At 61.5% G+C, this 11712-nt stretch carries 7 protein-coding genes; all 7 read left to right on the top strand.

What is annotated here, in order from left to right:
* On the top strand, positions 1-2031 hold a 2031-nt coding region (gene rpoB, locus P1U48_RS17735; RefSeq protein ID WP_301070600.1), incomplete at its 5' end, for a DNA-directed RNA polymerase subunit beta.
* Between the two features lie 78 nt (positions 2032-2109).
* Complete coding sequence (gene rpoC / locus P1U48_RS17730) at positions 2110-6348, top strand: DNA-directed RNA polymerase subunit beta' (protein WP_301070598.1); 4239 nt, start codon at positions 2110-2112, stop codon at positions 6346-6348.
* A gap of 173 nt (positions 6349-6521) precedes the next feature.
* Positions 6522-7421 (top strand): DMT family transporter, encoded by a 900-nt coding sequence (locus tag P1U48_RS17725; protein WP_301070596.1) that lies wholly within the window; start codon positions 6522-6524, stop codon positions 7419-7421.
* Positions 7422-7487: 66 nt separating this feature from the next.
* Entirely contained in the window at positions 7488-8387 is a 900-nt protein-coding gene (locus P1U48_RS17720) for a DMT family transporter (RefSeq protein ID WP_301070594.1), read from the top strand.
* 280 nt (positions 8388-8667) lie between these two features.
* On the top strand, positions 8668-9039 hold the full coding sequence (gene rpsL / locus P1U48_RS17715; RefSeq protein ID WP_005621086.1) for a 30S ribosomal protein S12: 372 nt from the start codon (positions 8668-8670) through the stop codon (positions 9037-9039).
* Positions 9040-9053: 14 nt separating this feature from the next.
* On the top strand, positions 9054-9524 hold the full coding sequence (gene rpsG / locus P1U48_RS17710) for a 30S ribosomal protein S7 (RefSeq protein WP_301070592.1): 471 nt from the start codon (positions 9054-9056) through the stop codon (positions 9522-9524).
* Positions 9525-9563: 39 nt separating this feature from the next.
* The gene (gene fusA / locus P1U48_RS17705; protein ID WP_301070590.1) at positions 9564-11687 is read left to right on the top strand and encodes an elongation factor G; all 2124 of its coding nucleotides are present in this window, start codon (positions 9564-9566) and stop codon (positions 11685-11687) included.
* Positions 11688-11712 lie beyond the last annotated feature (25 nt).

The following is an 11712-nucleotide window of genomic DNA, read 5'->3' as shown; positions in this document are numbered from 1 at the left end:
TCGAACATGCAGCGTCAGGCGGTTCCGCTGCTGCGGGCCGAGGCGCCGCTGGTCGGCACCGGGATCGAAGAGATCGTGGCACGGGATTCCGGCGCCGCGATCATGGCCAAACGGGCCGGGGTTATCGACCAGGTCGACGCCCAGCGGATCGTGATCCGTGCGACGTCGGATCTGGAACTCGGCGATGCCGGGGTCGATATCTACCGGATGCGCAAATTCCAGCGCTCCAACCAGAACACCTGTATCAACCAGCGTCCGCTGGTGAAGGTCGGTGACACGGTGGTCAAAGGCGAAGTCATCGCCGATGGTCCGTCCACCGATATGGGCGAGCTGGCCCTGGGCAAAAACGTGGTCGTCGCGTTCATGCCCTGGAATGGCTACAACTACGAAGACTCGATCCTGATCTCTGAACGCATCAGCCGTGATGACGTGTTCACCAGCATCCATATCGAGGAATTCGAAGTCGCGGCCCGCGACACCAAGCTGGGGCCAGAGGAAATCACCCGCGATATCCCCAACGTCGGCGAGGAAGCCCTGCGCAACCTCGACGAGGCCGGCATCGTCTATATCGGTGCCGATGTGGAACCGGGGGATATTCTGGTCGGCAAGATCACCCCCAAGGGCGAAAGCCCGATGACGCCAGAGGAAAAACTGCTGCGCGCCATCTTTGGTGAGAAAGCCAGCGACGTGCGTGACACCTCGCTCCGGGTGAAACCGGGCGATTACGGCACGGTTGTCGAGGTGCGGGTGTTCAACCGCCACGGCGTCGAAAAGGACGAACGGGCGCTGCAAATCGAGCGTGAAGAGGTCGAACAGCTGTCGCGCGACCGCGACGATGAGCTGACGATCCTGGATCGCAACATCTATGCGCGCCTGAAATCGATGCTGTTGGGCCGGACCGCGGTGAAGGGGCCGAAAGGCGTCAAACCGAATTCGGAAGTGACCGAGGATCTGCTGGCCAGCATGCCGCGCAGCCATTGGTGGATGCTGGCACTGGGCGATGACAAAGAATCGACCCATGTCGAAGCGCTGAACGAGCAATATGAGCTGCAGAAACGCGCTCTCGACGCCCGTTTCGAGGACAAGGTCGAAAAAGTTCGCCGTGGCGACGATCTGCCCCCGGGTGTGATGAAGATGGTCAAGGTGTTCGTGGCGGTGAAGCGCAAGCTGCAGCCGGGCGACAAGATGGCCGGGCGTCACGGCAACAAGGGTGTCGTGTCCCGGGTGGTGCCGATGGAGGACATGCCGTTCCTCGCCGATGGCACCCCGGTCGACATCTGCCTCAACCCGCTGGGCGTGCCCAGCCGGATGAACGTCGGTCAGATCCTTGAAACCCACATGGGGTGGGCCGCGCGCGGTCTGGGTGTGAACATCGACGACTCACTCAGCGATTACCGCCGGTCGGGTGACCTGACCCCGGTGCGCGAGGCGATGCATCTGGCCTATGGCGATGATGTCTACGAAGAAGGCATCAAGGACATGGACGAGGCGACGCTGGTCGATGCGGCTGGCAATGTCACCCGCGGCGTTCCGATCGCCACCCCGGTGTTCGACGGTGCCAAAGAGGCCGATGTGAACGATTCACTGCGTCGTGCCGGATTCGACACTTCGGGTCAGTCGGTGCTGTTCGATGGCCGCTCGGGCGAGCAATTCGCGCGCAAGGTCACCGTCGGCGTCAAGTATCTGCTGAAACTGCACCACCTGGTGGATGACAAGATCCACGCGCGCTCGACCGGGCCCTACAGCCTGGTCACCCAGCAGCCGCTGGGCGGCAAGGCCCAGTTCGGTGGCCAGCGCTTTGGGGAAATGGAAGTCTGGGCTCTGGAAGCCTATGGCGCCGCCTATACCCTGCAGGAAATGCTGACCGTGAAGTCGGATGACGTGGCCGGACGGACCAAGGTCTATGAAAGCATCGTCAAGGGCGAAGACAACTTCGAAGCGGGCGTGCCCGAGAGCTTTAACGTGCTCGTGAAAGAAGTCCGCGGCCTCGGCCTGAACATGGAACTCCTGGACGCGGAGGAGGAGGAGTAGGGGCCAACACCCCCGCTCCGGGGCGGCCTGATCGGTCGCCCCGCCCTCTCTCCCCGCCCTGTCATTTAGGAATGCGACATGAACCAGGAATTGACCAACAACCCGTTCAACCCGCTCACCCCGCCCAAGGTGTTCGACGAGATCAAGGTCTCGCTCGCCTCGCCGGAACGGATCCTTAGCTGGTCCTACGGCGAGATCAAAAAGCCCGAGACGATCAACTACCGGACCTACAAGCCCGAGCGCGACGGCCTGTTCTGCGCCCGGATCTTTGGCCCGATCAAGGATTACGAATGCCTCTGCGGCAAATACAAGCGGATGAAATATCGCGGCGTCGTCTGCGAAAAATGCGGCGTTGAAGTCACGCTGCAAAAGGTCCGCCGCGAACGCATGGGCCATATCGAACTGGCCGCTCCGGTGGCGCATATCTGGTTTCTGAAATCGCTGCCGTCGCGCATTGGTTTGATGCTGGACATGACGCTGCGCGATCTTGAGCGGGTGCTCTATTTCGAAAACTACGTGGTGATCGAACCCGGCCTCACCGACCTGCAATATGGTCAGATGCTGACCGAAGAAGAATTCATGGATGCCCAGGACGCCTATGGCATGGACGCGTTCACCGCGAACATCGGTGCCGAGGCCATCCGTGAGATGCTGGCCCAGATCGATCTGGATTCCGAAGCCGAACAGCTGCGCGCCGACCTGGCCGAAGCCACCGGCGAGTTGAAGCCCAAGAAGATCATCAAGCGTCTGAAAGTGGTCGAATCCTTCCTTGAATCCGGCAACCGCCCGGAATGGATGGTGATGACCGTGATTCCGGTCATCCCGCCCGAGTTGCGCCCGCTGGTGCCGCTGGACGGTGGCCGCTTTGCGACCTCGGATCTGAACGACCTGTATCGCCGGGTCATCAACCGGAACAACCGTCTGAAGCGGCTGATCGAGCTGCGTGCGCCTGATATCATCGTGCGCAACGAAAAGCGGATGCTGCAGGAATCCGTTGACGCCCTGTTTGACAACGGCCGTCGTGGCCGGGTGATCACCGGCGCCAACAAACGGCCGCTGAAATCGCTGTCGGACATGCTGAAAGGCAAGCACGGCCGGTTCCGGCAGAACCTTTTGGGCAAGCGCGTCGACTTCTCCGGTCGGTCGGTCATCGTGACCGGGCCGGAACTGAAGCTGCACCAGTGCGGCCTGCCCAAGAAGATGGCGCTGGAACTGTTCAAGCCGTTCATCTATTCGCGGCTGGAGGCCAGGGGCCTGTCGTCCACCGTCAAACAAGCCAAGAAACTGGTCGAAAAGGAACGTCCCGAGGTTTGGGATATCCTTGACGAGGTGATCCGCGAACACCCGGTGATGCTGAACCGGGCGCCGACGCTGCACCGGCTTGGTATCCAGGCGTTCGAACCCACGCTGATCGAAGGCAAGGCGATCCAGCTGCACCCGCTGGTCTGCTCGGCCTTCAACGCCGACTTTGACGGCGACCAGATGGCCGTTCACGTTCCTCTCTCGCTGGAAGCCCAGCTTGAGGCGCGGGTTTTGATGATGTCGACGAACAACGTTCTGTCGCCTGCCAACGGCGCACCGATCATCGTGCCGTCGCAGGATATGATCCTCGGCCTTTATTATACGACGATCGAACGCGAAGGCATGAAGGGCGAAGGCATGGTCTTCTCCTCGATCGACGAGGTGCAATATGCGCTGGATTCCGGTGCCGTGCACCTGCATGCCAAGATCGAAGCGCGGGTTTCGCAGATCGACGACGAGGGCAACGAGGTCTTTAAACGCTTCGAGACCACCCCGGGTCGGGTGCGTCTGGGCGCGTTGCTGCCGCTGAATGCCAAGGCGCCGTTCGAACTGGTCAACCGCCTGCTGCGCAAACGCGAAGTCCAGCAGATCATCGACACCGTCTACCGCTATTGCGGTCAGAAGGAATCGGTCATCTTCTGCGACCAGATCATGACGATGGGTTTCCGCGAGGCCTTCAAGGCCGGGATTTCCTTTGGCAAGGATGACATGGTCATCCCCGATGACAAATGGACCCTCGTCGACGAAACCCGTGATCAGGTTAAGGATTTCGAACAGCAATACATGGATGGCCTGATCACCCAGGGTGAGAAATACAACAAGGTCGTCGATGCCTGGTCGAAATGTAACGACAAGGTCACCGAGGCGATGATGTCCGCGATTTCGACCTCCGGCCGCGATGCGGATGGGTCGGAAGCCGAACCGAACTCGGTCTATATGATGGCCCACTCCGGTGCGCGTGGCTCGGTCACCCAGATGAAACAGCTGGGCGGGATGCGTGGCCTGATGGCCAAGCCGAACGGCGACATCATCGAGACGCCGATCATCTCGAATTTCAAGGAAGGCCTGACCGTTCTTGAATACTTCAACTCGACCCACGGCGCCCGCAAAGGCCTGTCGGACACGGCGTTGAAAACCGCGAACTCGGGGTATTTGACCCGGCGGCTGGTCGATGTGGCCCAGGATTGCATCGTGCGCGAGCTCGATTGCGGCACTGAAAATGGCATCACCGTCGAGCCGGCCGTCAATGACGGTGAAGTGGTGGCCACGATTGGTGAGCGGCTGTTGGGCCGGACCGCGGCGGATGACGTGCTGCGCCCGGGCACCGACGAGGTGCTCTGCAGCAAGAACCAGCTGATCGACGAACGGCTGGCCGATCTGATCGAAGCCGCGAACGTGCCGTCGGTGCGGATCCGCAGCCCGCTGACCTGCGAGGCCGACGACGGCATGTGCGCGGCCTGTTATGGTCGTGACCTGGCGCGCGGCACCCAGGTGAACATCGGCGAGGCGGTCGGCATCATCGCGGCCCAGTCGATTGGTGAACCCGGGACCCAGCTGACGATGCGGACCTTCCACATCGGCGGTGTCGCCCAGGGGGGGCAGCAATCGTTCCAGGAAGCCAGCCAAGAGGGCAAGGTCGCCTTTGAGAATGCGCAGCTTCTGGAAAACGCGGCGGGCGAGATCCTGATCATGGGCCGGAACATGAAGCTCCGGATCATGGACGAGAACGGCGAAGAGCGTGTCAGCCACAAGCTCGGCTATGGCACCAAGCTGTTTGTCAAGGACGGCGACAAGGTGCTGCGCGGCGACAAGCTGTTCGAATGGGATCCCTATACCCTGCCGATCATCGCCGAGCGGGCCGGTCAGGTGCGCTATGTCGACCTGGTCACCGGCATCGCGGTCCGTGAGGACACCGATGAAGCCACCGGCATGACCCAGAAGATCGTGTCCGACTGGCGCGCCGCGCCCAAGGGCAACGAGCTGAAACCAGAGCTGCTGCTGGTCGGTGAAGATGGCGAACCGGTCCGCAATGATGCGGGCAACCCGGTGACCTATCAGATGTCGGTGGATGCAATCCTGTCGGTCGAAGACGGTCAGGAAATCAAGGCTGGCGACGTCCTTGCGCGGATCCCGCGCGAAGGCGCCAAGACCAAGGACATCACCGGTGGTCTGCCGCGGGTGGCGGAATTGTTCGAGGCACGTCGTCCCAAGGATCACGCAATCATCGCCGAAATCGATGGTTACGTGCGCTTTGGCCGCGACTACAAGAACAAGCGCCGGATCTCGATCGAACCTGCAGATGATACCCTGGAACCCGTGGAATACATGGTGCCCAAGGGCAAACACATCCCGGTGCAGGAAGGCGACTTCGTGCAAAAGGGTGATTACATCATGGATGGCAACCCCGCCCCCCATGACATCCTCGCCATCATGGGCGTCGAGGCGCTGGCCGATTACATGATCGACGAAGTGCAGGACGTCTATCGTCTGCAGGGCGTTAAGATCAACGACAAGCACATCGAAGTCATCGTTCGTCAGATGCTGCAGAAATGGGAAATCACCGACAGCGGGCAAACCACCCTGCTGAAGGGCGAGCATGTCGACAAGATGGAGCTGGAACAGGCCAACCAGAAGGCCGAACGCGACGGGCGCCGCCCGGCCGCTGGCCAGCCGATCCTGCTGGGGATCACCAAGGCGTCGCTGCAGACCCGCAGCTTCATCTCGGCAGCCTCGTTCCAGGAAACCACGCGGGTGCTGACCGAAGCCTCGGTTCAGGGCAAGCGCGACAAGCTGGTCGGGCTGAAAGAGAACGTGATCGTCGGGCGTCTGATCCCGGCGGGCACCGGTGGGGCAACGATGCGGGTGCGCCGTCTGGCCACCGAGCGCGACAATGTGGTGATCGAGGCCCGGCGCGAAGAAGCCGAAGCCGCCGCCGCCCTGGCCGCGCCGGTTCAGGACCTGAGCGATGCCGAAGAGGTCGACAATCTGGTGGTCACCCCGGAAAGCCGCGACTGATCCGACCGATCACAGTAAGCCTTTGCAAGGGCCCCCGCATCGCCGGGGGCCCTTTGCTTTTCTGCCGATGTGAGTCGATCTTCTGGGCGGCGCAGATCGGCTCATGCTGCGTCTCTTTTCAATCCCTGTGGCCCATGGCATGGCACGGGGGCACCACGCGAAAGGGCAGGGGCATGAACGACAATCTGCGTGGCGCCCTGTTGATGCTCTTGGCAATGGCGCTGTTTCGTCTCAACGAGACTTGCACCAAGCTTCTGGCCGAAAGCCTGCCGCTGACCCAGATCGTCACCCTGCGCGGCATTATCATCTCTCTTGGCACCCTGGCGATTGCCTGGCGGATGCGGGCGCTGTCACGGCCCCGAACCCGGCGCGGCTGGACCCTGCTGTCGGTGCGCTCGCTGTCCGAGGTCGGTGCTGCCTTTCTGTTCCTGCTGGCGCTGATCAACATGCCCTTGGCCAATCTCACCGCCATCGCCCAATCCGCGCCGCTGCTGCTGACCCTGACGGCGGCGCTGTTCCTGAAAGAACCACTGGGCTGGCGGCGGTTGTCGGCGATCCTGACCGGGCTGCTGGGAGTGCTGATCATCGTGCGGCCCGGCCCGGACGGGTTCAGCATCTTTGCCGCCTATGCGCTCGGCTCGGTGGTGATCGGCATTCTGCGCGACCTGACCACAAGGCGGATGCCGCGCGAAATATCCTCGATGACGGTCACCCTGTGCAGCGCGGCCACGGTGACCGGCTGTTTCGGTCTGGCGGCGCTGGTGTCGGGCGACGATTGGCAGCCGATCGACCTGTGGGCGGCGGCGCTGATCCTCGGCGCGGCGATTGCCGTGCTGATCGCCTTTATCGCCTCGATCACCGCGATGCGCATCGGCGACCTGGCCTATATTTCACCGTTTCGCTACAGCGGGCTGGTCTGGGCGCTGGTCATCGGCTTTGTGGTGTTTGACGATTGGCCCAGCGGCTCGACCCTGTTGGGTGCGGCCATCGTTGTCGGTTCGGGCCTGTTCATGATCTATCGCGAGCGGCGGCTGGGGTTGCTGCACAGCCCGAAGGCACCGCCGGGACATTAGCGCCAGTTCGGTGCTTTGCTTTGCCGGACGGCTGGTGTCATCTGGTCGGCGAGGGTGGAGAAGATCATGACAGACAATTTTCGCGGCGCGCTGCTGATGCTGGGTTCGATGGCGTTCTTCACGTTGAACGACAGTTGCACCAAGCTGCTGGCGGACAGCCTGCCGCTGTCGCAGGTGATCACCCTGCGCGGCATCCTGACCAGCCTGGCCACGGCGCTGATCGCCTGGCGGCTGGGGGCCTTCGCGGTGCGGCTGTCGGCGCGGGATCGCAACCTGATCGTGTTGCGGACGGCGGCCGAGGCGGGAACCGCCTATTTTTTCATCACGGCGCTGTTCAATATGCCGTTGGCCAATGTCACGGCGGTGCTGCAATCGACACCGCTGATCGTCACCCTGGCGGCGGCGCTGTTCCTGGGCGAACCGGTCGGCTGGCGGCGGCTGGGGGCGATCCTGGTCGGCTTTGTCGGGGTGCTGTTGATCCTCAGGCCGGGGCCCGAGGGGTTCACCATCTATTCCGCCTATACGCTGGCCGCGGTCGGGCTGGTCACGGTGCGCGACCTGGCGACCCGTAAATTGTCGCATGAGGTGCCTTCGATGCTGGTCAGCTTTGTCACCGCCACCGGGGTCACCCTTGCTTTTGCCGTTGCGGGCGCTGTGCAGGCCGACTGGGTGGCTGTGGATGCCAGATCCGGGGCGCTGATCCTGGCGGCGGCGGTGGCGGTGCTGGTGGCCTATCTGTGCTCGGTCGCGGCGATCCGCTGCGGCGAAATCTCCTTCGTGTCACCGTTCCGCTATTCGGGGCTGTTGTTCGCGCTGCTGCTGGGTCTGGTGATCTTTGGCCATTGGCCGGAATGGCCAACTCTGGCCGGGGCGGCGATTGTTGTGTCATCGGGATTGTTTATGCTGTATCGCGAACGGACCCTGGGGCTGCCGCCAACAGCACCGGTAAAAACCCCGCGGAGCTAGGCGGCATTGCGCGGATCCTGGTCCGCGGCTTGTTGACAACCCCCGCGACTCTTTCTATACGCGCGGCAATCGGCTAAGGGGGTCGCCCCACCGCCAATCAGATTTGTAGTGGTCACGATCCGGGCCAAAGGGCCCCGATCCTCTGGAATACCGCCGCGTCGTTCCCCGTGAACGTGGGGACGAATGCGGTTTTTCACGTTGCGTGGACGCGCGCGGCGTTGAAGCGAACCGCGGGGCAACCCGCAACACATGTGTTGAGAAAACGGGGAACGAAGCCCATATGCCTACGATCCAGCAGCTGATCCGGAAACCCCGGCAGCCGAAAGTCAAACGCTCCAAGTCGATGCATCTGGAGCAGTGCCCGCAAAAGCGCGGCGTCTGCACCCGCGTCTACACCACCACGCCGAAGAAGCCGAACTCGGCCATGCGGAAAGTCGCCAAGGTGCGTCTGACCAATGGTTTCGAGGTGATCAGCTATATCCCCGGCGAAAGCCACAACCTTCAGGAACACTCGGTGGTCCTGATCCGTGGCGGCCGGGTCAAAGACCTTCCCGGTGTCCGTTACCACATCCTGCGCGGTGTTCTGGATACCCAGGGCGTCAAAGACCGTAAGCAACGTCGTTCGAAATACGGCGCCAAGCGTCCGAAGTAAGAGGATTATCCGAGATGTCCCGCCGTCACGCCGCTGAGAAACGCGATATTCTGCCCGACGCCAAATATGGCGACCGGGTTCTGACGAAATTCATGAACAACCTGATGACCGACGGCAAGAAATCTGTCGCCGAACGGATCGTCTACAATGCGCTCGACCGGGTCGAAACCAAGGTCAAGCGCGCCCCGGTTGAGATCTTCCACGAAGCGCTGGAAAACATCAAACCCTCGGTCGAGGTTCGCTCGCGCCGGGTTGGTGGTGCCACCTACCAGGTCCCGGTCGAGGTTCGCCCCGAGCGTCGTGAGGCCCTGGCGATCCGCTGGCTGATCAACGCCAGCCGCGCCCGCAACGAGAACACCATGGAAGAACGCCTTGCTGGCGAGCTTCTGGATGCTGTGAACTCGCGCGGGTCGGCTGTGAAAAAGCGTGAAGACACCCACAAGATGGCCGATGCCAACAAGGCGTTCAGCCACTACCGCTGGTAATTACGACGGGTTTTCCCGACGAAGAAAGGCAGGCCGCAAATGGCACGCGTATATCCGCTCGAGCGTTATCGCAATTTTGGCATCATGGCGCATATCGATGCTGGCAAAACCACGACCACCGAACGCATCCTCTATTACACCGGCAAGTCCCATAAGATCGGCGAAGTCCATGACGGCGCCGCCACCATGGACTGGATGGAGCAAGAGCAGGAACGCGGGATCACCATCACCTCGGCCGCCACCACCACCTTTTGGCAGCGTCAGGAAGATCCGACCATCGAAGGCACGGACGACACCAAAGTGCGCTTCAACATCATCGACACCCCCGGCCACGTCGACTTCACCATTGAAGTCGAACGCTCGCTGGCGGTGCTTGACGGCGCGATCTGCCTGCTGGATGCCAATGCCGGGGTTGAGCCGCAGACCGAAACCGTGTGGCGTCAGGCTGACCGCTACAAGGTGCCGCGCATCGTCTTTGTCAACAAAATGGACAAGATCGGCGCCGATTTCTACAATTGCGTCAAGATGATCAAGGACCGCACCGGTGCGATCCCTGTTCCGATCGCTCTGCCGATCGGTTCCGAGGACAATCTCGAAGGCATCGTCGACCTGATCAAGATGGAAGAATGGGTGTGGCAGGGTGAAGACCTTGGCGCCTCGTGGGTCCGTCAACCGATCCGTGCAGATCTGCAGGACCTCGCCGACGAATGGCGCGCCACGATGATCGAAAACGCGGTCGAAATGGACGACACCGCGATGGAAGCCTACCTGGAAGGCGAAGAGCCGGACGAGGCGACCCTGCGCAAACTGATCCGCAAGGGCTGTCTGACCCTGGCCTTTGTGCCGGTCACCGCCGGTTCGGCATTCAAGAACAAGGGCGTGCAACCGCTGTTGAACGCCGTGATCGATTTTCTGCCCTCGCCGCTGGACGTGCCTGCCTATGTCGGGTTCTCGCCGGATGATGAGACCGAGACTCGCAATATCGAACGCCATGCGGACGATGCGGAACCGTTCTCGGGCCTGGCGTTCAAGATCATGAACGACCCGTTTGTCGGCACCCTGACCTTCACCCGCATCTATTCGGGCACCATCTCCAAGGGTGACTCGATGATGAACTCGACCAAAGGCAAGCGCGAGCGGGTCGGTCGGATGATGATGATGCATTCCAACGACCGCGAAGAGATCGATGAGGCCTTTGCTGGCGATATCATCGCGCTGGCGGGCCTCAAGGAAACCACCACCGGCGACACCCTGTGTGACACCAACAAGACCGTGGTTCTGGAAACGATGACCTTCCCCGATCCGGTGATCGAGATTGCCATCGAACCGAAGACGAAAAATGACCAAGAGAAAATGTCTCAGGGTCTGCAACGTCTGGCGGCTGAAGATCCGTCGTTCCGGGTCGAAACCGATATGGAATCCGGTCAGACGATCATGAAAGGGATGGGCGAGCTTCACCTCGACATCCTGGTCGATCGCCTGAAGCGTGAATTCAAGGTCGAGGCCAATATCGGCGCGCCGCAGGTGGCCTATCGTGAAACCATCGGCCATGAGGTCGAACACACCTACACCCACAAGAAGCAATCCGGTGGGTCGGGTCAGTTCGCCGAGGTCAAGCTGGTGATTTCGCCGACAGAACCGGGCGAAGGCTATTCCTTCGAATCCAAGATCGTCGGCGGTTCGGTGCCCAAGGAATATATCCCGGGCGTTGAAAAAGGCATCAAGTCGGTGATGGATTCCGGCCCTCTGGCCGGGTTCCCGGTGATCGACTTCAAGGTCACCCTGATCGACGGTAAGTTCCACGACGTGGACTCCAGCGTTCTGGCCTTTGAAATCGCCGCCCGGATGGGGATGCGCGAAGGTCTGCGTAAGGCTGGTGCCAAGCTTCTGGAACCGATGATGAAGGTCGAAGTGATCACGCCGGAAGAATACACCGGCAATATCATCGGCGATCTGACCTCGCGGCGTGGCCAGGTGTCCGGGCAGGAACAACGCGGCAACGCCGTGGCGATCGCTGCCTTTGTGCCGCTGGCCTCGATGTTCGGCTACATCAACACCCTGCGTTCGATGTCTTCGGGCCGGGCGCAGTTCTCGATGCAGTTCGCGCATTACGATCCGGTGCCGCAGAACATCAGCGAAGAGATCCAGAAGAAATACGCTTAACGGGAAGGCGGGGTGGACCCCGCCC

The organism is Pseudooceanicola sp., assembly GCF_029213205.1.
In the GTDB taxonomy this organism is placed as follows: domain Bacteria; phylum Pseudomonadota; class Alphaproteobacteria; order Rhodobacterales; family Rhodobacteraceae; genus Pseudooceanicola.
This window is presented reverse-complemented; position numbering and strand designations above follow the sequence as displayed.